The 23,904-nt window shown below is 39.1% G+C and carries 15 protein-coding genes and 5 pseudogenes; 9 read left to right on the forward strand and 11 right to left on the reverse strand.

Features of this window, described 5'->3' with window-relative positions; translation table 11 throughout:
• The first annotated feature begins 228 nt into the window (after window positions 1-228).
• From ATS71_RS06670 to ATS71_RS06680, 3 genes are all read left to right on the forward strand, one after another.
• Window positions 229-3,261: a TonB-dependent receptor gene (locus tag ATS71_RS06670; protein WP_058404120.1), complete on the forward strand. Its 3,033-nt coding sequence runs from the start codon at window positions 229-231 to the stop codon at window positions 3,259-3,261.
• 866 nt (window positions 3,262-4,127) lie between these two features.
• Window positions 4,128-7,085 (forward strand): TonB-dependent receptor, encoded by a 2,958-nt coding sequence (locus ATS71_RS06675; RefSeq protein ID WP_058404121.1) that lies wholly within the window; start codon window positions 4,128-4,130, stop codon window positions 7,083-7,085.
• A 315-nt stretch (window positions 7,086-7,400) separates the two neighbouring features.
• Window positions 7,401-8,789: a sensor domain-containing diguanylate cyclase gene (locus ATS71_RS06680; RefSeq protein ID WP_058404163.1), complete on the forward strand. Its 1,389-nt coding sequence runs from the start codon at window positions 7,401-7,403 to the stop codon at window positions 8,787-8,789.
• Window positions 8,790-8,912: 123 nt separating this feature from the next.
• Here ATS71_RS06680 and ATS71_RS19325 read toward each other — a convergent pair.
• A pseudogene (locus ATS71_RS19325) lies at window positions 8,913-9,128 on the reverse strand (helix-turn-helix transcriptional regulator); the annotation flags it as partial.
• A 370-nt stretch (window positions 9,129-9,498) separates the two neighbouring features.
• Here ATS71_RS19325 and ATS71_RS06690 point away from each other — a divergent pair.
• The 4 genes and pseudogenes from ATS71_RS06690 to ATS71_RS18880 form a co-directional block, all read left to right on the forward strand.
• Window positions 9,499-9,999 (forward strand): RNA polymerase sigma factor, encoded by a 501-nt coding sequence (locus tag ATS71_RS06690; RefSeq protein WP_058404123.1) that lies wholly within the window; start codon window positions 9,499-9,501, stop codon window positions 9,997-9,999.
• Between the two features lies 1 nt (window position 10,000).
• Window positions 10,001-10,660, forward strand: a complete 660-nt coding sequence (locus ATS71_RS06695) for a hypothetical protein (protein WP_058404124.1) — start codon at window positions 10,001-10,003, stop codon at window positions 10,658-10,660.
• Between the two features lie 153 nt (window positions 10,661-10,813).
• Window positions 10,814-13,061, forward strand: a 2,248-nt coding sequence (locus ATS71_RS06700; RefSeq protein ID WP_235591427.1) for a PAS domain-containing hybrid sensor histidine kinase/response regulator, incomplete at its 3' end; no start/stop codon positions are given.
• Between the two features lies 1 nt (window position 13,062).
• Window positions 13,063-13,240, forward strand: a pseudogene (locus tag ATS71_RS18880) (response regulator); the annotation flags it as partial.
• 281 nt (window positions 13,241-13,521) lie between these two features.
• Here ATS71_RS18880 and ATS71_RS06705 read toward each other — a convergent pair.
• Both ATS71_RS06705 and ATS71_RS18420 read right to left on the reverse strand, forming a co-directional pair.
• A complete protein-coding gene (locus tag ATS71_RS06705) occupies window positions 13,522-15,432 on the reverse strand; it encodes an aminotransferase class V-fold PLP-dependent enzyme (protein ID WP_058404126.1) in 1,911 nt (636 codons plus the stop codon).
• Between the two features lie 206 nt (window positions 15,433-15,638).
• Window positions 15,639-15,761: pseudogene (locus ATS71_RS18420) on the reverse strand (endonuclease III); the annotation flags it as partial.
• 339 nt (window positions 15,762-16,100) lie between these two features.
• Between ATS71_RS18420 and ATS71_RS06710 the strand changes: the two are divergent.
• Together ATS71_RS06710 and ATS71_RS06715 are read left to right on the forward strand one after the other, a co-directional pair.
• Window positions 16,101-16,490, forward strand: a complete 390-nt coding sequence (locus ATS71_RS06710) for a hypothetical protein (RefSeq protein ID WP_058404127.1) — start codon at window positions 16,101-16,103, stop codon at window positions 16,488-16,490.
• Entirely contained in the window at window positions 16,486-17,022 is a 537-nt protein-coding gene (locus ATS71_RS06715) for a GGDEF domain-containing protein (RefSeq protein ID WP_268801449.1), read from the forward strand. Before ATS71_RS06710 ends, ATS71_RS06715 begins: the two co-directional genes overlap by 5 nt.
• A 186-nt stretch (window positions 17,023-17,208) precedes the next feature.
• Here the strand turns inward: ATS71_RS06715 and nth are convergent, their stop codons facing one another.
• The 8 genes and pseudogenes from nth to rsxA all read right to left on the reverse strand — a co-directional run.
• A complete protein-coding gene (gene nth / locus ATS71_RS06720) occupies window positions 17,209-17,841 on the reverse strand; it encodes an endonuclease III (RefSeq protein WP_058404129.1) in 633 nt (210 codons plus the stop codon).
• A gap of 42 nt (window positions 17,842-17,883) precedes the next feature.
• Window positions 17,884-18,582 (reverse strand): electron transport complex subunit E, encoded by a 699-nt coding sequence (locus tag ATS71_RS06725; protein ID WP_058404130.1) that lies wholly within the window; start codon window positions 18,580-18,582, stop codon window positions 17,884-17,886.
• Window positions 18,579-19,220, reverse strand: a complete 642-nt coding sequence (gene rsxG / locus ATS71_RS06730; protein WP_058404131.1) for an electron transport complex subunit RsxG — start codon at window positions 19,218-19,220, stop codon at window positions 18,579-18,581. The genes ATS71_RS06725 and rsxG overlap by 4 nt, the downstream gene beginning before the upstream one ends.
• On the reverse strand, window positions 19,217-20,275 hold the full coding sequence (gene rsxD / locus ATS71_RS06735; RefSeq protein WP_058404132.1) for an electron transport complex subunit RsxD: 1,059 nt from the start codon (window positions 20,273-20,275) through the stop codon (window positions 19,217-19,219). Before rsxD ends, rsxG begins: the two co-directional genes overlap by 4 nt.
• A pseudogene (locus tag ATS71_RS18680) lies at window positions 20,272-20,685 on the reverse strand (electron transport complex subunit RsxC); the annotation flags it as partial. The gene rsxD and the pseudogene ATS71_RS18680, both read right to left, overlap by 4 nt.
• A 1-nt stretch (window position 20,686) precedes the next feature.
• Window positions 20,687-22,795 (reverse strand): annotated as a pseudogene (rsxC, locus tag ATS71_RS06740) (electron transport complex subunit RsxC); the annotation flags it as partial.
• An 8-nt stretch (window positions 22,796-22,803) separates the two neighbouring features.
• Window positions 22,804-23,358, reverse strand: a complete 555-nt coding sequence (gene rsxB / locus ATS71_RS06745) for an electron transport complex subunit RsxB (RefSeq protein ID WP_058404133.1) — start codon at window positions 23,356-23,358, stop codon at window positions 22,804-22,806.
• 1 nt (window position 23,359) lies between these two features.
• Window positions 23,360-23,904 (reverse strand): electron transport complex subunit RsxA (rsxA, locus tag ATS71_RS06750; RefSeq protein WP_235591428.1); only part of this gene is annotated, 545 nt, incomplete at its 5' end.

Here is a 23,904-nt window from a genome sequence, read left to right on the forward strand (position 1 = left end):
GAAGAAAATACATGCATTTCTAATTATTTTTCACTACAAAATCGCCTGACCCCTTGGTAATGCTGATTCGCTGGAATTGGTATACCTTATGGTCATGTTGTTTGTGTGAAATTGGTTGATCATCTGTATGTACTTGAGTATATTAACAGCAGTTGTCACATAACATATACAGATGAATAACAAGTCAACACACAACACTCACACAACAATAAACAACGGAGCATAAAAATGTCGTTGAAGTCTTCAAAGAATAATAAAGTACGCTCAGGCCAATTCGCACTGAGTCCTGTAGCTAAATGGGTACGAACAGCCGCAATTGCGAGTGTAGCAAGCTCATGTGTATTTTCAGCGCACGCACAACAAGAACAAGCAAAAGCGACTGAGGTCGAGCCTGATGTAGAAATCATTAGTGTTACAGGCACACGAAGAACAATTCAAGATCAAATAGCCATAAAGCGCGAAGCCACAACCGTTGTTGACGGTCTTTCATCTGAAGATATTGGTGATTTACCCGCTTTATCGATAGGTGAAGCATTAGAGTCTATTACAGGCGCAGCATCGCATCGTGAAAATGGCGGGGCAACAGAAATTACCATTCGTGGCCTTGGCCCATTTTTAAGTGCAACACACATAAATGGCCGAGAAGCAACGAATGGTAGTGGTGACCGCTCAGTTAACTTTTCACAATTTCCATCTGAGCTTGTAAAAAAAGTAGCTATTTATAAAACCCAAGATGCTTCAATGATTGAAGGGGGGGTTGCAGGTGTTATTGCACTTGAAACTGTAACCCCACTAGATTTTGGCAAGCAGCGCTTGCAAGGTGAAGTTAAACTAAACTATAACCCGGATGAAAGTAATGTAGATAACTCATTACAAAGTGACTTAGGTTACCGCGGAACATTTAGTTATGTTGACCAGTTTGAATTCGACAATGGCCAAGCAGTTGGTTTTTCTTTTGGTGTACAGCGCCAAGATATTTCACAGCCAGAAGCAGAGTATCGTAGTTCTAGCCCATCTGGTTCGTCACTTTGGGCGTGTTTAAACGATCCTACTAATACCAATGAAGGCTTTTACAGAAGTAGCGCTGGGGATTGTGAGGATCAAGTAAACGGCAGTAATAACCAAGGTTATGACACTGAGATCGATCCAGATACAGGAAAAGCGGTTAGTGATGGTACTCCATACGCATGGACTGGCAGCAGTCGAAGCTTTCGTCAAAACGAAACGTCTGACGAGCGTGATGCGGTATTTTTTGCATTTCAGTATCAACCGTCTGCAGAATGGGATATTAATTTTGATAGCCAAATTTCTGATAGAACGCAACGAGAAGCACGCCATGATTTAATTTTTTTACAAAAGCGTGCAACGCCAGGCGTTACAGGACCATCACTTGTCACTAACGATGTAGGGGGTATTTTACATTGGGAAGGTGAAGAGCGTATTGAGTCAGCTGGTGAGCAATTTTCTCGTGAAGAAAATTACCGTGGTTACGGTTTAAATATCGAACATACGGTCAATGATAGACTGACCATTGATTTAGATTTAGCGTATTCAAAAACGTCGCGTGAAGAACTGCAAATTTCTAACCGAGGCAGAACCGCTGGCCGTAATTATTTTTCGTGGGATATGGGCGAAAACATCCCACATTTTACGCTTACTGATTTTGACGTAACAGATATATCTAACTTTACTGACAGCTTAAGAACACGCATAGACCGCGAAAATGTTCGTGATAATAAGGTAGTGTCTGCTCGTTTAGATTTTGACTATTTAGTTGATAGCGGTATGTTCACCACAATTCAAGGTGGCGTTCGTACCTCAGAGCTTAGCTTTACACAATTTGGTGGTACTAACGGTAACGGCTCTCGTAACCAGTTTACTTTAGGTTCAGGCGCTGAGGCACTCGATGTACTTCAAGGTTGTCAAATTGATTTTCCTGAATCAGGCTTTTTGTCTAGCGTGTCAGATGGAAATATCATCACGCATGTAGATAGCGACGGTAATGTTGTAGATTCAGGTACGGGCTCTTCATGGGCGACTTACGATAACGAATGTTTTTCTCGTGCAGTTGTCGCGTCTAATGAGGGTGGCGTATTTGAATACCCTGAGGTTGAATACCAAAACGCAGGAACCATTGATGTAACTGAAAAAACAACCGCTGCTTACTTAATGGCTAACTACGATACAGAAATGTTTGGTAAGTTTATTCGTGGTAACTTTGGTTTGCGTATTGTAGATACTGAAGTAACATCAATTGGTTTTAGAAATAGTTTTGATGTTGTTACCAGTGATACAGGGGTTCTTTCTCTGGTTGAATCAGACACTGGCACACTAGATAAAATAAAGGGTGGCGGTGATTACACCAAGTTTTTACCTAGTTTTAACTTAGTGGTTGATTACAGCGAAGATATTTTATTACGTGCGGGTATTTACCGTGGTATGTCGCGTGCAGATCCATCTGATTTGGGTTATAGCCGCTCTTTTCAAGAAGACACATCTGATACAGCCACTACAATTAGTGACTTGTTAGTGGGTGTTAACGGTTCTGGTAACCCAGATACACAGCCTCTAATGTCGTGGAACTACGATGCAGCATTTGAGTGGTATCCTAATGAAGATTCAATTTTTGCATTAAGCCTTTACTATAAGCAGTTCCAAGGCGGCTTCCAACAGCGCACAGTTATTGAAGATTTTGTTGTTGGGGGTGAAACCGTTTCATTGCCTATTACAAATTCAGTAACAAACGACGAAGAAAGTGAGATCTTAGGTCTAGAAACTTCCTTTTCATACCGTTGGGATAGTGGCATTGGTGTTAAGTTTGGTTATAACTATGCTGACACTGATTTTGAATTTGAAGACAGCTTATACGGTGATACATTTGTAACAGACGTTGATGGCAATACGACGCAGCTGCAAGAGGGTATTGTTGAGCCAGGCTCTGTCCCAGGGTTTTCTAAACATGTATTTAGTAGCCAACTTTATTACCAAATAGGTGGCTTTGATACTGCGGTTATTTACAAATACCGTAGTGAGTATTTCCAACCTTATACAAGCAATGGTACACGCTTACGTTATGTTGATTCGGTAGGTGTATGGGAAATGCGTGCATCGTACAAAATTAATAAGCACTTTAGAGTTAAAGCAGAAGCAATCAATTTATTTAGTGCTCCTAAGTCGCAAGATTTCTTCGTTGAAGACAACTTAGGTGAAGTAAACGACTACGGCCCACGCTTATTCTTAGGTTTAAGTTATAAACTGTAATAGTTTATAACTTAAAAAGCCCCAATTGGTTTTTACCCATTGGGGCTTTTTATGTTTAGTTATACCAATAAAATAAATAATCCAAACTTTGGGTAATAAATCTATTTTAAGCGGCTATGTTAGCGCCAACGGCATTGAACCTTTCTGCCATAGACTCGTTACTGACGTGCAAATTTGCTTTGTTTTTTAGTTAAAATGCTAACTAGAAAACATAATTAAATATCATCAATATTTAACTGGTTATTAAACCTCTTAAGCAGCGTTTAGGTTAAGAAGTATCAATGCGTAATAGTGCTTTACCCATTTTAGTCACCCCACTTGATGCTAGGCGCACAATAACCCTCATTTAGCATAATCAATTAATATATTTTCACTCTTTCTAGGCATGTTTTCCTACCTCAAGACAAATCACTTAATTGAGCTAGTTATTATAAGAAGGGTCATTATCTAATTTAATTGCTTTTTTATTTAGCCAAAAGTCTAATAGATTTTTAATTGGTTAACCAATCACTTCGGTTTTTTCACTTTTATACTCAAAAAAACACAGTTTATAGCTAAATAATATAACAGACCAAGTGACCAAAAAACACCTGGTGTGTAGTAATATAGTGCTTATTTATTGTTTTAAAAACCATTTAAATTACAGTTAGTTGTATTTTTGTACTATGATTTTGTAATTAATAAGTTTAGAAATATGATTTTTGGTAATAACTGTTTTGAAGTATTTTACATTTTTTGACTTACAAGGTGGTTGACCTTTTTGGTTTTGGGTGTAAATATTCAGTTAACCTTTTGTAATACACTAATTCACTTTTTGTATGAAAAGTAACAAGTAGCATAGCGTTTCACACACACAGGAAAAAACTATGAATTATAATTTATCAAAAATCACACTGGCGGTTATATCTGCAACAGCTATGAATATGTCTCTCTCTGTTCATGCGCAAGAAGAGACTAAAAAGGTTAAGGATGATCTGGAGGTAATTGAAGTTTCTGGTATACGTCAGTCTTTAACTAATGCACTTGCTGAAAAGCGTTCAGCAGATAGCCTTGTAGAAATTATTCAGTCAGAGGATATTGGTAAGTTACCTGACCAAAACTTAGCTGAAGTACTTGAGAACGTAACGGGTATTCAAATTACACGTCAAGCAGGTGTTGGTACCGGTGTTCAAATTCGTGGTACCGATGCAAACCGTACTGAAATAAACGGTGTATCAACAGTCGGTTCAGGCTCTGGACGAAGTGGCATTAGCTTTGAAGATGTGTCAGCGTCGATCATATCTAGTTTAGAGGTCATCAAATCTCCTGAAGCTAAAACAATTGAAGGTTCTGTAGGTGGAACAATAAACCTTAAAACAATTCGCCCACTTCAACTGGGTGAACAGTTAGCCACAATTAGAGTGCAAGGCGAGAATAGTAGCCTAAGCACTGATAGCGGTTTACAACCTCGTTTTTCAGGTACCTTTGCAGATAATTGGGAAGGTGACTTTGGTAAATTTGGTGTTTTAGTCAGTGGCAGTTATGCCGAGCAAGATGTCACTGCATTTCGCCCTCGTGCAGATAGAGATAACATAATTACCGCTGATAGTGGGGTCGCGAGTGCACAGTCTTTCGACTTTTTGCCTATTCAGTTCTTTGTGCAAGATTACGATAACTACGAATACGAAACTAAAAACTTTGTAGGTACGCTTGAGTGGGCACCAAATGACAATACTAAGTTTTATTTTGATGCGGTTGTAAATGATCAAGAACGTCGTCAAGAGAGCTCTCGTGTTCAAGCTTCGGGTGTCAGTGCATTGAATGACATTTCGGTTCCTGATGCTTTTGAAACAGTTAACTTAGGTTCGCTAGGTGGCACTAATTTAGGTTCAATTCAAGCGGCTTTACGCGGTGTAATCCCAGTTAATTTAGCAAATGACGACGACGATCCAAATTTACGTTTTTCGAGTGATACAAATTCTCGCGTTACCGATAGTAATATATTTAGACTAGGCGGTGAATGGCAAGGTGACAAATGGTTTGTAAGTGCTGAAGTTGCATCGTCATCTTCTGATACTACAACACCAAGCTTTAATACTACGCTTAACTTCATTAACCCTAATGCCCCTTTAGATGCTGGTGGCGGTAATGATAACAGTGTGCCTTTTGAATACGACCTGTCAGGTGGAGCACTTACTTTTGGTATTGCACAAGGTGCTGAATATGCGCCTACGGTTGAGCAATTACTTGACCCTGCGAATGTAGTACTACGCGACGTAAACATCGGTCAAGATACCGTTGAGAACTCTGAAGATGCGTTCCGTATAGATTCAACATATTACACAGATTCAATTGTTACTTCTGTTGATTTTGGTTATCGCTACAGCAAATCCGCGAGTAAGCAGAATGAGATCACATCAAGTGTGGGTTTGCGTTCAATGGCAGATAGCCCAAGAGGTGATTTATTCGCTGACCTTTTAGTAGCTGGCCCGGATAACTTTAATGAGGCTGATGGCCGCTCGTTATATATTGGCGACTTTTTACTTATTGACCCAGAACTCGTGGCTTCCGACCCAGATGCAGTACTTGCAACACTTCAGCAAGCATTACAAACTCATGGTTCTAGCCGCACGCTAAATGCACCAACGTCAAGTTCTTCTGGCTTTTTTGACATAGAAGAAATTACCCACGCTTTTTACGCGCAAGCTAACTTTGAATACGACATGTTCCGCGGTAACTTTGGTTTACGTTATATTAAAACCGATGTTGAATCGACAGGTAACTCAGTAACACAAGATGGCAGTGGTAACGAGCTTGTAACGCGTATTACCAATGAATCAGATTATAGCTTTGTATTACCACGTTTAAATTTAGTTGCCGATGTGTCAGAAGATGTAGTGGTTCGTTTTGGTGCAGGTAAAGATATTCGTCGTCCAGATTATAACGACCTATCGACCTCTATCACTTACAGCACCAGCCCAAATGATGAAGTTGAATTTGGCAACCCCGGGTTAAAACCTGAAGAAGTATTATCTTACGATCTATCAGCTGATTGGTACTTTACTGAAGCGAGCGTATTTAGCGTAGGTATATTTCATAAAACACGTAAAGAACTTCATGTTAATCAGCTAACTTCGCCGGTAGAAGACCCAGTAACAGGATACAGAGATTTAACAGACCCATGTGAAGGTGGGGGTATTTTCAACCCGATTGCCGACATTAACGTATTTGGCCCTGAAAATGGTCGTGGTGTGTGTGTGGGTACTGAAACTAAAGTAAACGACACTGGCGAAACAACCCAAAAAGGGATTGAGTTTGCGTTCCAGTATGACCTATCTAGCTTTGAAAAAGATTTAGGTTGGGCGTCGGGCTTTGGTGTATTGGCTAACTATACCATTCAAGAGTTCTCTGGCGGTGAAACAGTCAATAAGGCCACTTCAAGAGCAAGCAATGTATTTGCTGCAAGTACCGGTACTCCGGGTATTGAAGTAAGCGAAATACAAGGGCTACTTAACTTATCAGAAAATGCCTATAACTTTACTCTGTACTATGAAAAATTTGGTTTATCAGCACGTATGCGTTACACATGGCGTGAAGGTTACCGTTCTAATGATTTCGGTAGTACATCTAGCTTCCCATGGGGCTTTCCAGTGGTGCAAGAAGACCGTGGTCAGCTTAATGCAAGTATTAGCTATGATGTAAACGAGCAGCTTAATATTGGTTTAGAGGCCGTAAATATCACAGAGTCTGAAATTAGTCAGTCATGTGTTAACGAAGGCTCGCTATTATGTTTCCAAGGCCTTACTGACCGTCGTATTACGTTTGGTGCTAGTTACCGTTTTTAAAATTTATGTTGAAAGTGTGTAGCCTTTGAACGGGCGTAAAAAGCAAGCCATTACGGCTTGCTTTTTTTTACAATTAAATTTGATGTTAACAGTGCTAAAAAATGTATTGAAGAGGGCAGCCGCATAGCAAAGCATTTGCCTGGTTACTGATCAGGTTTAGGTGTCTTAAAAATAACTATTTAATTGAGGAGGGTATTAAAAGTTTAACTTGCGAAGTAACGCATCATTTATTTAGTACGAATGGTTTTTAATTACTTTTATTTTTTTAGTTTTAACCTATCTTTTTATTATGAACTTAATTTTTATGAAAAAATTATGAAAGATATTAGTGATTTAAATTTTAAAAACCTACTTGAATACGCTCAGGTAGGCGTGGTTATTCATAACTGGGATACATCGATTGTTTACATAAACCCGACGGGGTTAGCGTTATTGAAATTAGACTACGAGCAAGCAATTGGAAGAGATATTTACGATCCTCATTGGACACTCATCGACGAGCAAGGCAACCTCATGGCCGTTGAGGACTATCCCGTTAATGTTGTTAAATCAACAAGAAAGAAAGTGGTCAATAAAGTTTTAGGTGTTGTTGGCGGGTCAAGTAAGGAAATAAGCTGGTTTATGGCTAATGCTTATTTTGAAGGGCATGACGATGATAAAAATTTTATAGTAGTGACTCTTAGTGATATTTCTGATGCTAAGCAGCAAATTTCGTTTCACGATGTAGTAGAAAATACGCAAGACATGGTGGTTATTACCGATGCAAAAAATATTAAACACCCTGAAGGGCCTAAAATAATTTATGTAAATAAGGCTTTTGAAATTCTTACAGGCTATAGTTCGTCAGAGATAATTGGTGAAACACCCCGAATTTTACAAGGCAACTTAACCGACCCGCAAGCTAAGCAAAGAATTTATTCTGCATTAGAGCGTCACGAAGAAGTAACTGAAACACTGTTAAATTATGACGTGAGAGGGAGGCCTTACTGGGTTGAAATGAATATTATCCCGTTGAAAAATAAGTTTGATGAGGTTACTCATTTTGCAGCGATTCAACGGGACGTTTCAAAAAGTAAATTTCAAACAGAACAGTTAGAAAAAAGAAATAAAGATCTAAAAGAATTAAAAATTAACCTAGAAAACTTAGTACAAGAAAGAACATTTGAACTACAACAAGCTAAATCGCAGCTTGAAAAAATAGCGTTTTTTGATCCGTTAACCAGTATTCCTAATCGTCGCTTTTTTTCAGATCAAGTCAATAAACTGGTTAGGTCTAGTATTCGACACGGGGGGCCAGTTGCATTTGGAATATTTGATGTTGATAACTTTAAATTAGTGAATGACACCTATGGCCATAATGTGGGTGACCGCTTACTGGTTGAATTAGCAAATATATTAACGCACATACTGAGAATTGATGATGTTTTTTGCCGCTTTGGTGGTGAAGAGTTTGCTTTTGCTGTTATTTTAAAAGAAGTTGACGATGCTGAACGCGTTGCCGAAAAACTTATAAATGCAATTAGAAATCTTAAAGTGCCAGTTGAAGGTGAAAACACAATAAATGTAACCGTAAGTATGGGGCTAAACGTGGTATCACCAAGCAATAGCACTGATATAGACGATCAAATTAAAAAATCTGATGCCGCAATGTACCAAGTTAAAAAGTCTGGCAAAGATCGTTATAAAATTATTTATGAATCATAAGGTGCACTGAGTTATATTGTATAACTAAGCCAATAATCTTAAGTTATCACAAGTTAAATTTTTGCTCTTTTGCTAGTTTATGGCGATAAAGTATTGCCTTTATTGTGCTTCTTTTTGCTGACTTCATTGCTTGGGTGACAAGCCATACATTCTTTTAAATTCTCTGCTGAACTGAGAACTGCTTACATAACCCATTTCCATGGCCGCAACGTTGACGTTGGTACCTTGTGTTATTTTCATGGCGGCATGGTTAAGCCTCATTGATTTAGGGGGCATGTTAGTTGCTTGCTTAAATTTACGATGAAATACTGCGCGGCTCATACCTATTTGGCTAGCTACTATCAAAAAATACTTCAGTTTATTTAACCTTATCAGAGAGGTTAAAAGCCACCGTTTAAATATTAAACCCACTTAATTAAGACTCTTCAGCAATGTTTACCATCGACTAAAAATAGAGAGATAACAACGCGTTTAATACTTCAATTAAATTTTTTTATTTAAACTTGTGATTATTTCGCAGTTGCTGCGAATAACTAGGTAATAAATTAAGCAGATATTACTTTAGGGTTGTTGTTTACATTTAAATAGTATTTAAAGCATTTCAAAGGCATACCCGTAAATAGGGCTAGGGTGCTTTATGCTATTAGATAAATAAACTTTAAAGCCTCAATATTATGAAATTAAGAAAAAGTGATGGATTTACCAGTAAATGAACTCAACTAAAAAAACGCTATTTGCTCAAGCAATGGAGCAACATAAAGGCATTATTTATAAAATTGTGAATTCATACTGTCAAAACAAAGATGATCGAGAAGACTTAGCCCAAGAAGTATTAACAACAATGTGGCTAGCTTATGATAATTACAATAGCGCTTATAAGTTTTCAACGTGGATGTACCGAATTGCGCTGAACGTAGCCATATCTTATTACCGCAAAGACAGTCGGCGAGAAGATAAAGCAAATGAAGAGTGCATAGTAAAGATTGCTGATTTATCGCAAGAAGATGAGAGCAGTGAGGCAGTAAAACAGTTATATGACTTTATTGGCCAACTCGATAAATTAAATAAGGCAATTATGCTCCTTTATTTAGAAAGTGAACCTTATGAAGGTATAGCTAGCAGCTTAGGGATTAGTAAAACCAATGTTGCCACGCGAATTAGTCGAATTAAGCACACATTAAAACTTCAATTTGAAACACAGGATTCTTAATATGAATGTAGATAACTTTAAAAGCGCTTGGCAACAACAAAGCACGGGTACACATAGTGCTATTGAAATTAATCAAGCAAAGCTTGCTGAAATAAAAATAAATAAACAGATGAAAGCACTTAATAAAATGAAATGGGCACGAATAATTGAAAGTGTTGTTTTTTTAGTCATCATTATTATGTTGTGGAAATACATTGCAGCAGGCTTTACTTTTTCAGCGCCAATAATTTCAGCTTTTATTCTCACTGTGTTTGCCATTATTGGGCTTGCAGGCAATATTGGCCAAATTGTTTTAATTTCAAACATTGACTACTCAAAACCGATTAGCCAACTACAGACTGATTTTTACCATGTTTGCGCACATAAATTACAGCTAACCAAGTTGCTACTTATGTCAGTTCCCTTTTATCTTGCCTATGTGTTTATAGGGTTTGACCTATTTTTTGGCATTGACTTATATCCGTATTTAGAGCAGCACATGATTTGGTTTTACTCTTTGTCGTCATTATCACTTTTTATAGTTACAGTGTGGTTACTGGCTAAATTAAATTATAAAAACATTTCTAAGGAGTGGGTTAAGGCCAGTATTCAATTTATAGTTGGCGAGCACTTGGTTAATATGGCTGAGATTCTAAATAGCTTTGAGCAGATAGAAAGTTAGTTACTAAGTGTTGTATGTGTGCAGCTAGCCATTAATGTTTTAATGGTCTTTATACATAAACTATTTAGATGATTGATTTTTTTGTAATTAAGGTGCCATATCTTTTCATCGCTTCTATACTAAGTAAAACGTGTTGTTAATGGGTTAAAAGCAGTGCCTGCTGGTAAAAATAATTTTGAGCAAGAAAACAAAAAATTAAAGCAAACAATTGCTGAGCTAACCAAGCAACGAGATAAATACAAAAAAATTTTTGACGTATCAGCAGATGCCTATTCAATTATTGATTTAAGTTCAGGCAAGTTTATAGAGTGCAATCAATCGGCTATTGACATGCATGGTGTTAATAGCATGAACAACTATTTAAACCTTAGCCCCGCTGATTTGTCACCAGAATTACAGCCCTGTGGTAAACGCTCCGATATTTTAGCTAAAAACTATATAGAAAACGCTGTACAACTTGGGTCTCAGAGTTTTCAGTGGACACACTCACGATTAGATGGCTCAACGTTTAATTGCTTGGTTTCTTTAACCGCTATTTTTATTGGTAATGCCCAATTAGTTCTGGCTGTAGGGCGAGACATATCAGACTTAGAAACGATAAAAAACCAAGTTAGTACAGAGGCACAAGAAAGACAACGTTTTGAACGCGCATACCTGGGTGAAAAGGAAAAGTTTGAAAAGTTTGTGGATTTAGCCCCAGTAGGCATCGCGATTAATTCAATATTAGATGGTAGTTTTGAATTTGTTAATGAAGAATTTAGCCATATAACTGGGTATAGCGTTGAAGAGCTAAATAAAATGGATTATTGGCGACTAACTCCACAGAAGTACAAAAAACAAGAGCATGAGCAATTGGAGTTGCTTGCTAAATATGGCCAATATGGGCCTTATCAAAAAGAATACATTCATAAAAATGGAAATGTATATCCCGTTTTACTCTCTGGAATAAAAATTACAGATAGTAAGGGGGAAGCATTTATTTGGTCGGTTGTTCAAGATATTACTCATCAAAAAGAAAGCGAACAACAAATTAAAGAGGCAAAAGAAAAAGCAGACTCTTTAGCACTGCGAATGCAGTTAGCCAATGATTCTGCGGGTATTGGTGTTTGGGAGTTGGATCTAATTACAGGTCAGCTTGTGTGGGATAGCTGGATGTACAAATTGTATGGTATTACCGAATCTCAGTTTTCGGGTGCGTATGATGCATGGTTGAGTTGTGTGCACCCAGATGATCTAGAAGGTGCAAAAAAGAAGTTAGAAAATGCAATCAACGGGGTGGGAACGTATGATCCTGAATTTAGGGTTGTTCATTCTAACGGTAACGTCAGAACCATTAAAGCCAGCGCCGAAATATTAAAAGACTCGCATGGAGCCGCTATTAAAGTAGTTGGTGTGAATTACGACGTGACTGAACAAGTTGATGCGATAGGTGTGTTATTTGATGCAAAATTAGCTGCTGAAAATGCAGCACAGTCAAAAAATGACTTTTTGGCCAATATGAGCCATGAAATTCGTACCCCCATGAATGCAATTTTAGGCGGCCTACAGCTGTTAAAAAATATTAATTTACCTGACGAATTAAGTGTAATTCTCAATAATGCATCCTTCTCAGCACAAAGCCTTTTGACCATTATTAACGATATTTTAGATTACTCTAAAATAGAGTCGAACCAGTTAGAATTAGAAAAAGTGAGCTTTTCATTAACTGAAGTATTAGATTCTATTACTTATGATTTAGACTCTTTAGTGAGTGAAAAGCGAATTGATTTTATTATAAACAAAAGCAAAAGTTATAATGAATACTGGCTTGGTGATTTAGTTAGGGTAAAACAAATACTATTAAATTTAACCTCAAATGCAGTTAAATTTACCGAAAAAGGCAGTGTGATAATAAACGTAAGCAGTGAAGTATTTGGAGAAAAAGAGGCTATATTTTTAGAGGTTGTGGACTCAGGAATAGGGATGAGCAAAGAAGTCACCGATCATATTTTTGAGCGGTTTACTCAAGCAGACTCATCTACAACTAGAAAGTATGGTGGAACAGGACTTGGCATGTCTATCACTGTTAGTTTAGTTAAAATGATGGGCGGCGAAATCGATATCCAAAGTAAGCAAGGGCTTGGCACAACTGTCACGATTAAATTACCACTACCTAAAGCAAATAACATAGCAGATAAAGCCCCTAAAAAATCTTTTAAAGCGCCTAATTTAAAGGGTAAAAAAATACTTATTGCTGAAGATAACAATATTAACCAAGTGCTGATTAAAGCCATGATGGCTAAAACGAATGCCGACATCACAATTGTCGAAAATGGTTTACTTGCGTTTGAGGCAGTTCAACTAGAGTTGTTTGATTTGGTGTTTATGGATATTCATATGCCGGTTATGGATGGGATTAAAGNCAATCAACGAATAAAAGCAATACTGCCACACATACCCATTATTGCGTTAACAGCCAATGTAATGGATAAAGACGTAAAACATTACTACCAGCAAGGTTTTATCGCTCATGTTCCTAAACCAATCGATATCAACGAGTTATATGGCACACTCAGGCGTTGTTTGTATTTAAACGGTTAATTAATGTTGGCTATGTTAAATAAGGCCTGACCAAGATAGAGTATTTGGTATTGAAAATAACGTCAGCAGTATTTAAAAACTGCTGACTAATTCCTCGAAAAATATTGTATAAAATACCAATCCACAAAATATTTAATCATCTTTGGGGCTAGACGTGTCGCTACTTGCGTTAAAAAACGCTCATTTAGAGCAACTAAATAGCGATATTTTTGCCTACCTATCAACACGTTTTTCAAACCTCAAAATAGATCACTTAATTAAGCGAATGGGTACACTACTCGTTATTTTTCTACTTTACCTTTTAAAACATAAATTTCACCATCAAAGCTACCTTGAATAGTTAACCCTTGCCCGGCAAGCTCTTTTAAGTATTCGATATGTTCTTCAGTGATGTGTTGCCCCGGAACTAATAGCGGTATACCAGGAGGATAGGGGGTAACTAAGCCAGCACAAATACGATTATTGCTTTTAGCAATAGGCACCGACTCGCGTTCGCCATAAAAAGCATCGCCTGGAATACACGCTAAATCGATGGCTGGTAAACTTTCTGGCAAGCGAGAGCGCCTTGTTGATTTGGCTAGTTTTACTCTCCCACTATCAAGTTTTTTTAATGCATTGTATAAACGAATGATCTTTGAACGAGTACCACCAAGCGTTAATAATACCAAAATTGTACTGTGAGTGTATTTTTCTATTTCTAGGCCAATTTCATCTAATAAAAACTTATGAATGTCTTTTAATGAGTAGGGTAATTCACTAATATCGATAAGGATTTTTAGTGGATCGTGACCCATATTATCTTCACTAAAGTGTGGAAATATTTCCATAAAATCGTCTTTACCTAGCACTTTAATGTATTTCAACGATGCCATTTGTTGTTTAAATTCGTCGACATGGTTTAACAAAGCATTAAGTAATTTATAGCCTTCCATTTCCAATTGTTTTTGGCATACGTCAAGCGAGGCAATAAGCTGATACTTGGGCGATGTACTGGCGTAAATACTGTAAATTTCTCTAAAAAAGTCTGCATCGAAGTCTGGATCATTCACATGAATATAAGAGGCCTGTGAAAACGCCGATACCACTTTATGTGCTGAATGAGTGACATAATCGGCTCCAGCATGAATGGCTGAGTAGTAACGCAGGCTCGGGTGAAACAAAGAGTAAGCAAACCAGGCTTCGTCAATAAATACTTTAATACCGTGTTGATGGGCAAAATCCACAACTTGTTTTAAATCGCTTAATAAACCATCGTAAGTACAACCGGTAAGCACCAGTAGTTTTGCATCGGTATTTTGCTCTATTGTTTGTTTTATATCGGCTAACGAAGGTGGCGCAAAAATACCATATTTAGGGTTTAATATACTCGATAAATAAATGGGTAAACTGGCTGATTGCAAAATGCCATAATGAACAGATTTATGACAATTACGGTCAATGATGACCTTATCGCCTTTGCGTAGCAGGGTTTGTAAAATAATTTTATTTGAAGTAGAAGACCCGTTAGTTACAAAGTAGGTATGCTTTACCTCAAACGTTGCCGCCGCAGATTCTTGAGCACGACCAATAGTATTGGTGCTATCAGATAAAGAGCCTAAGGAATCGACAGATACCGATAAATCGCCAACAAACACATTGCGGCCATAAAATTGATAGAAGTCTTTAATATAAGGCGAGTTTCTAAAGCTAGAGCCACCGCTATGGCCCGGTGTGTGCCATGAATCGTTCGACTCGCCAACATAACGGCGATACGCAGTCCAAAACGGGGTTTCTGAACGGTCGTCAAAGTCATTGATCATATAGCCTAAAATAGCTTCGGGGTCAGAAATAACCTCGTCTTTAAAGAAAAACGATTCAATTTCTTCTGACTCGTTAACTATTTCAAGTCCTTTAGTATCATCGCCAATTACATAAACTGGAAGTTCTAATCGAATAGCCTTTAACTGCTCAATAAAGCGACTATACGTTCGCTCCCCAACCTTATTTTGTAAATCCCAACTAAGTACAACAGCTTGAATATCACCATCTTCTTCAACACTTGTTATCGCATCTTCAAGCGTAAAACGCTCAAGAATATCGATATGGATATCATCGCGCTCAAAATTTGGTATCGCTTTAGAAAGGTTTGTAGACAACTCTTTTAAAGTGGCTTGGTCTTGCTCAATTAATAATATACGCAGTAAAGGCAACATAAGGGTTTTTCGTAATAAAAGCTTATAATACTCAGTAGCATAACCAATGCATTGGCACTTGTGAAATTAATACTTTGTAAATGTGCATTAATTGTATTTTATGCACGTCCATGTTTAATGTTTCATTCTCAATAAAAGTTCACGCAAGCGAATGTCCTACAACTGTTTTAAAGTAAAAAGTTGATCACTATGCGTAAACTTATCTTTTACTCTGTTTTATCTTTAAACTCACACAAGTCTTCAATAATACAACTACCACACTTAGGTTTACGGGCGGTACACACGTAGGGGCCGTGCAGAATCAACCAGTGGTGGACATCAACTTTGAATTAAGCAGGTACTACGGTGAAGCTCTTCTGTAATATTAATCCACCCAACGTTTAGGTTTGATTACTACTTTCTTTGGTCAAATAGTTAGCTAAATGGAGAAGTTAATTACTTACGTCGATCATTATTTCTGCTACAAAGCAAAGAAGGTTTTAGGTCAATTAAGAAGGTTTTAAAGTTTATGTAAACTAGAACAGCATTTGCGGTGATGATCTTGACTGGCATTGTTATTGTCATATTATTAAATACAGCATAAATGACATCAGCGCGCCATGCAGCTCAATTAACAACCGAGCATATGAAAGAGATTTAATTAATCGTACACAATTTGGAGAGGTCGAATGAAAGATACTCAGTACACTGAAGATTTTACTTCTGACTATTTTAAAGAAGTATTAACCATCTTTTTCGATGCATTGCCTGATCCGATCTTTGTCATCAACCAAAACGGTTTAATTCTTAGTGTACTTGGCGGTAGTTCACATAAAGTTAATTGCTTCCCCAATGTTAGAGAAAGCCAATACTTACACGATACACTTCCATTAGAGGTTGCTGACAAATGTTTACATACGATAAATAAGGCGATTGAAGATGAATCCCTAATCTGTATAGATTATGAAGTAGAAAAGAAATATCTTTCACCTGAATTTTGTAGCAATCAGTTTTATCAAGGGAGAATATTCCCACTAAAGCAGTATAAGTCTGAGGGCTGTTTTATGGATAGCAATTAATACTACCGAAAAAGTATTATTCACTAAAAAATTAAATGAACTTGCTATTAATGATGAATTAACAGGGATTAACAATAGAAGGTACTTCAATGAGGTAATGAAGAGAACTTTTGATATGTTTCAGAGAGATAAGGTTTCTTTTTGTATCCTTATGCTCGACATAGATTTTTTTAAAAAGGTGAATGACAGATACGGTCATGATGGTGGTGATGCATTATTAAAAAGCTTAGCCTGCACTTTAAAAGAGTCTTTAAGAGACATTGATTTTTTAGCACGTTACGGTGGCGAAGAATTTATTGCCTTACTTCCCAATACTGAGAAGTCAGACGCGTTTATTGTTGCTCAAAGAGTTCGATTAGCTGTTGAAAAGAGTATTGTCCAGCATGGCACTCAGAAAATAAGGGTAACAATGAGTATTGGGGGCGGGGAAATATCGCCTGGCGATAAAGACTATGAATCAGTAATTAAAAGAGCTGATGTTGCTCTATATGAAGCTAAAAACTCTGGTCGAAACAAAGTCGTTATAGCGTGAATGATTTGTTTTTAATCGATTAAATAAGTAGTAAGGTAGCAAAAGTTAAACTGAAGGCCATAACGATTACCACTGACTGTAAGCGTGTATCATAGAAGGTTCAATAGCAAAATTTCAATGGCTGTGATGAGTGCAAAATTTTATTCTGGTTATTTGTTTTTATTGATTAATATTATTTGCTCTAGGCTAGTCAGTTTTATCTTTAAACTCACACAAGTCTTCGATAATACAACTACCACATTTAGGTTTACGGGCGGTACACACGTAGCGGCCATGAAGAATCAACCAGTGGTGCACATCAACTTTAAACTCTTTCGGTACCACTTTTTCGAGTTTTTTCTCGACCTCAACCACATTTTTACCCATGGCAAACTTAGTGCGATTTGAAACGCGGTCGATGTGTGTGTCCACCGCTATGGTCGGCCAGCCAAAGGCGGTATTCAGTACAACATTAGCTGTTTTACGGCCCACGCCGGGCAGTGCTTCTAAGGCTTCCCTGTTCTCTGGTACTTCACTATTATGTTGATCTACTAATATTTGGCACATCTTATATACGTTAGCGGCTTTTGAATTAAATAAACCAATTGTTTTTATGTAATCACGGAGTTTATCGTGGCCAATATCTAAAATGGCTTGTGGTGTATTTGCTACAGGGAATAGTTTTCGGGTGGCTTTGTTAACACCCACATCGGTAGCTTGTGCTGAAAGTGTAACAGCAACAAGCAACTCAAACGGACTTGAGTATTCAAGTTCTGTTTCTGGGTTTGGGTTGTTATCGCGTAAGCGTGTAAGTATTTGATAGCGTTTTTCTTTATTCATATAACTTAAACGTACTTACTATTGAAAGTAGTACGTTTCCCCTTAAGTTAAGCTGGTAACACGTGCACGAGGGCCTTTTTCGGCTTCTGGTGGTGCAGTTTGTTTTGATTTTATTTGTGCATCAATCATATTTTTAGCGGCTATGAGTAACCCAAGCCCCAAAAATGCGCCAGGTGGTAAAATAGCAAGCAAAAACTGATTGTCAAAGTTAAACACTTCAATGCGTAAGCTTTGTGCCCAAGGGCCAAGTAATAAATCGGCGCTGTCGAATAACGTACCTTGGCCTATAAGTTCTCGCATCGCACCCAGTACAACGAGTACAAGCATAAATCCAAGTCCCATCATTAATCCGTCAAAGGCAGATAAATGAATTGGATTTTTTGAGGCGTACGCTTCGGCGCGGCCTATAATTGCGCAGTTAGTTACAATTAGTGGAATAAATATGCCCAGCGATTGATAAAGCCCAAATGTGTAGGCGTTCATCAGTAACTGAACGATGGTTACAAAGCCTGCAATGATCATGACAAAAACAGGGATACGAATATCTTTTGGTACCCAGTTTCTTACAATTGATACGCTAACATTAGATCCAATTAATACCAGAAGTGTTGCAAGCCCCAAGCCTAGTGCGTTGGTAACCGTTGACGTTACAGCAAGCAACGGGCAAAGCCCTAAAAGTTGTACAAGCGCAGGGTTGTTTACCCACATTCCATCTTTATACAGTGTTTTTAATTCACTCATTGCGTTACCTCTTCACACCGACTACTTGGGGTTGTAAAAATAGTATCAAACTCATTTTGCGCAAATAATACGGCGTTTTTAACTGAATTTACAACTGCACGAGGTGTAATAGTTGCTCCAGTGAATTGATCAAATTGGCCGCCGTCTTTTTTTACAGCCCAGCGGTTATCGTCTTCACTGTGCACCGTTAAGCCTTTAAATGTGGTGATCCATGATGACTTTTTAACTTCTATTTTATCGCCTAATCCCGGTGTTTCTTCGTGTTTAGTCGTACGCACACCTGCTATGGTTCCATCGCGTAATATGGCGGTTAACAGCTTTATATCACCGCTATATCCGTTTGGTGTTACATGCCTAACAACGAGGGCGACGGGTTGGTTATTTTTTCGTGCTCGGTAAATAACTTGCGTATTGTATGGCCCTAGCCGCTCATCCGTAATAACGATACAGTCTTTGGATAAGTCATTGTCGTAGGTAGTTGGATCAAGTACTTCGTGCAATTGTGATGTGAGATATAGTTGCTCTTGCTCTGCAATTTTATCAGCTGTTAATGCATCAATAGTTGCCACTAGCCCGGTAGTTACCAGGGCAAAGGCGGTTAAAATAGCGCCATTTTTTGCCATAGATGAAACAATCATTTTACCGCTCCATGGCCATAAGTACGTGGCTGTGTGTAATAGTCAATAAGGGGTACGGCAATATTTAGCAGAAGTACTGCAAAGGCAACCGCATCAGGGAAACCGCCAAATGTACGAATTAAATAAACAAATAACCCAATTAGTGCGCCGTAAATCAAGCGACCTTTATTTGTGGTTGAGGCCGACACGGGGTCTGTTGCAATAAAAAAGGCACCCATCATAGTTGCGCCACTTAATAAGTGAAATACCGTACCCGGCTCTGTGCCAGGCGCTGCTATGTAACCAATTGCACTGCATAAAGCTAAGCTGCCAATAAAACTGACAGGAATATGCCAGTTAATTACTTTTTCTTTTAGTAAATACAAGCCGCCAGCTAAAAAGCCAAGGTTAACCCACATCCAACCTTGGCCTGCCCATTCGTTAAAAATAGGCTTTTGCATGCTTTCGCTCACTGTTAAACCATGAGCTACATCTGTTTTAATCATGTCTAGGGGCGTTGCCATTGTAGTGCCATCTATACCAGCACGTACTTGGTCTAAACTGTAACCAATAGAGGTAAAGTCCGTGAATATAAGACGTAGTTGTTCTGTAAAGCCTATGGGATTATTGGCTAGATCTGTTACAGGTAACCACGCTGTCATTTGCACAGGAAACGACACGAGGAGTAAAACATAAGCTGCCATTGCTGGGTTAAATAAGTTAAACCCAAGACCACCATAAAGTTGCTTAACAATAACAATGGAAAATAAACAACCAATAATTACAATCCACCAAGGTGCTAATGGCGGTATGCTTAGGGCTAATAAAACGGCGGTTAACCATGCACTACCATCACTGAGTGCTGGCCATACTGCTCGCTTACGTATCAGCATTACTGCAGCTTCAAAAACAGTGACTGCCACTAAAGCGAGTACAAGCTGAATAAGTACGCCGCTACCAAAAAAAAGTATTTGGGCAACAAGTCCAGGAATACACGCAGCAATAACGGTTAGCATTAACCGAGTAACCGATTTATGGCTATGATTATGCGGCGAACTGGCCATGGTTAATTTCATGACTGATCATTTCCTTCTTTTTGTAACTTTTTTGCTTTGGCACGAGCAACGGCGGCGGCAATAGCGGCTTTTTTCTTATCTTCACTTGTTTGTGCTGGTTGCTCTTCTGTTTCGTTGTGCGTTTCAGCGGCTTTTGCAGCCTTTTTAGCTTTAGCACGAGCAATGGCAGCGGCTACAGCCGCTTTTTTGTCATCAACCGGTGTGTCAGTATTTGCATGCTTTTCAGGTTCGTTTTGCGTCTCTGCGGCTTTTGCAGCCTTTTTAGCTTTAGCACGGGCAATGGCGGCGGCTACTGCCTCTTTTTTGTCATCAACCGGTGCGTCCGCACCTGGGTGCTTTTCAGATTCGTTTTGCGTCTCGGTGGCTTTTACAGCCTTTTTAGCTTTAGCACGGGCAATCGCAGCGGCTACNTTTTGCAGCCTTTTTAGCTTTAGCACGAGCAATGGCAGCGGCTACAGCCGCTTTTTTGTCATCAACCGGTGTGTCAGTATTTGCATGCTTTTCAGATTCGTTTTGAATCTCGGTAGTTTTTGCAGCTTTTTTAGCTTTAGCACGGGCAATGGCAGAGGCTACAGCCGCTTTTTTGTCATCAACGGGTGCGTCCGCACCTGGGTGCTTTTCAGATTCGTTTTGCGTCTCGGTGGCTTTTACAGCCTTTTTAGCTTTAGCACGGGCAATCGCAGCGGCTACGGCCGCCTTTTTGTCATCAACAGGCATGGCTGTTTCAGTATCATTGGTATTAGCTTGTCCATCTTGTGATTGTGCCGCTTTTTTAGCTTTAGCGCGTGCAATCGCGGCGGCGACTGCAGACTTTTTGTCATCAAGGGGCGCAGTATCTTCAGAATGCTCTTTTTGTTCTTTGTATTTGCGAGCTTGCTCTTTACGCAGTGCTCGCTCTTTAGCTACTTCACTATTATCTGGCTCAATCTCTGAGTTTTGACCTTCACGTTTTTTTGCTTTAGCGCGAGCTATGGCCGCAGCGACTGCTGACTTTTCATTGCCATCGCTCGATTTATTTTTAACTCGAGCAAGTGCATCGGCTACTTTTTGCTTTTCATCATCAGACTTAGCTGGTGGCTTACGCTTATGGCGGTTTTTACGCTCTTCTTGCTCACGGTCTAAGCGTTCTTTACGTGCATCGAAACGCTCTTTTGCTCTATCAGCTTTTATTTTTTCAGCTTGTTGTTCTTTTATTTCAACTTTGGCTACGCGGTAGTATTGAACAAGCGGGATCTCACTCGGGCAAACATATGCACAGGCTCCACATTCAATACAATCAAACAAGTTATGCTCTTGGAGTTTGTCGTACTCTTTAGACTTTGCAAACCACTGTAGTTGTTGGGGTAATAACGAAGCTGGGCAGGCGTCTGCGCAGGCACTACAACGTATACAGGCTTTTTCAGGGCCTGGCTCTGCAAGTTCTTTGTGGTCGGGCGCTAAAATACAGTTTGTCGTTTTAATGACACCAATACGCACGGTGGGTAATGTAAAGCCCATCATTGGGCCGCCCATTACAACGCGTTGCTGTGGGACTGGTGAAAAGCCTTGGCAATCGAGCAAGTGTTTTATTTCTGTGCCTAATAAAGCCCATACATTACCCGGTTTGTGTATGGTGTTACCCGTTACGGTCACCACTCGTTCTATAAGTGGCTTGCCTTCGTAAACAGCTTGCTGCACAGCATAAAGTGTACCCGTGTTATGCATAAGTACACCAATATCAGCAGGTATCCCCATACTGGGTACTTCACGGTTAGTTAGCAATTTTATAAGTTGTTTTTCGCCACCTGAGGGGTAAACTGTTGGCACGGTTTGAACAATAATTTTATTGTTATGTTCAGCCGCTTTAGTCATTGCTGCAATAGCTTCTGGCTTATTGTCTTCTATACCCACAATGCAAACTGTTGGATTTAACAGTTGTTGCATTAATTCAACCCCTTGGATAATTTCTGCAGCGTGCTCTCGCATGAGCGTGTCGTCGGCGGTTATGTATGGTTCACATTCAACAGCGTTAACAATAAAGAAGTCGATAGATTGTTTAGTATCGGCTTTTATATAAGTAGGAAAACCTGCGCCCCCCATACCACTAATACCCGCTTGATGGATGATATCAACAAGTTCTTGGTGAGTAAGTGATTTTGGCTCGTTTACAGGTTTAAGTGTGCACCATTCGTCTTTACCATCAGGCTCAATAACGATACTCAACTCAGGTAGTGCAGACGGGTGAGCTGAAGGTTTAGGTGCTATTTCTGTAATAACACCCGAGCTAGGAGCATGTACTGGTACAGACCAGTTAGCAACGGGTTCTGTTAATGCTTGGCCTTTAAGTACACGTTGGCCTTTTTCTACAAGTAATTTACCGTTGGCGCCAATGTGTTGCTTTAGCGCAACCACAAGTTTGTCAGGCAGAGGAAGGCGAGCAATATCTGCACCGTTAGAAAGTGATTTTTGCTGTGGTGGATGCACGCCGCCAGGAAATTGCCAAACGGTGCCTTTTTGTATTTGTTCAAGTAACTTATCCACTCAAACCTCTAATCTATTTGGGTAACAGGAATAGCATCTAACTGCCATTTCCAGTTTTGTTTTGTTTCAGCAACCGGCAGCATATCAATACAATCTACAGGGCAGGGCTCAACACATAAATCGCAACCAGTGCATTCGTCGATTAAAACGGTATGCATTTGGCGAGTAGCACCGACAATGGCGTCTACAGGGCATGCTTGGATACATTTTGTGCAGCCAATACATTCATCTTCACGTATGTATGCAACGGTTTTAATTGGTTCGGCTTGCTCTCCGCCGGCCAGTGGCTTTTCATCAACGCCCATTAGGTCAGCGAGCTTTTTCATTGTAGCTTCACCGCCAGGCGGGCACTTATTAATTTCATCGCCGTTAGCGATGGCTTCAGCATAGGGGCGACATCCCGGGTACCCACACTGGCCACATTGTGTTTGTGGTAAAATGGTATCAATTTGCTCTACAATGGGGTTACTTTCTACGCGAAAGCGTATTGCAGCAAAGCCTAAAATTAACCCAAAAACCAGCGCGAGTGAGCCAAGCGCAATTAAGGCATAAAACAAGGTCATATTAAAATTTCACTAATCCGGTAAAACCCATAAACGCCATTGACATCAAACCGGCGGTTATCATAGCAATTGAGGCACCTTTAAAAGGTGTTGGTACATCAGCAGCGGCGAGGCGTTCACGAAGTGCTGCAAATAATACTAGCACCAACGAAAATCCAACGGCAGCGCCAAAACCGTATACAGCTGATTGTAAAAAAGAGTGATCTTCTTTTATATTAAGCAAAGCAACACCTAGTACGGCACAGTTGGTAGTAATAAGTGGTAAAAAAATGCCGAGTAAACGATAAAGGGTAGGGCTGGTTTTACGCACCACCATTTCGGTAAATTGCACCACAACAGCAATCACTAGTATAAAGCTCATGGTGCGTAAAAATTCTATATCCAAAGGGATTAAAATATACTGGTTCACCAAGTAACTAGTTACTGAAGCAAGTGTGAGTACAAAGGTGGTAGCTAAAGACATGCCAATTGCCGTATCAAGTTTCCCCGATACACCCATAAATGGACATAAGCCTAAAAATTGTACTAACACAAAGTTATTAACTA

The organism is Pseudoalteromonas sp. H71, assembly GCF_001468485.1.
In the GTDB taxonomy this organism is placed as follows: Bacteria; Pseudomonadota; Gammaproteobacteria; order Enterobacterales; family Alteromonadaceae; genus Pseudoalteromonas.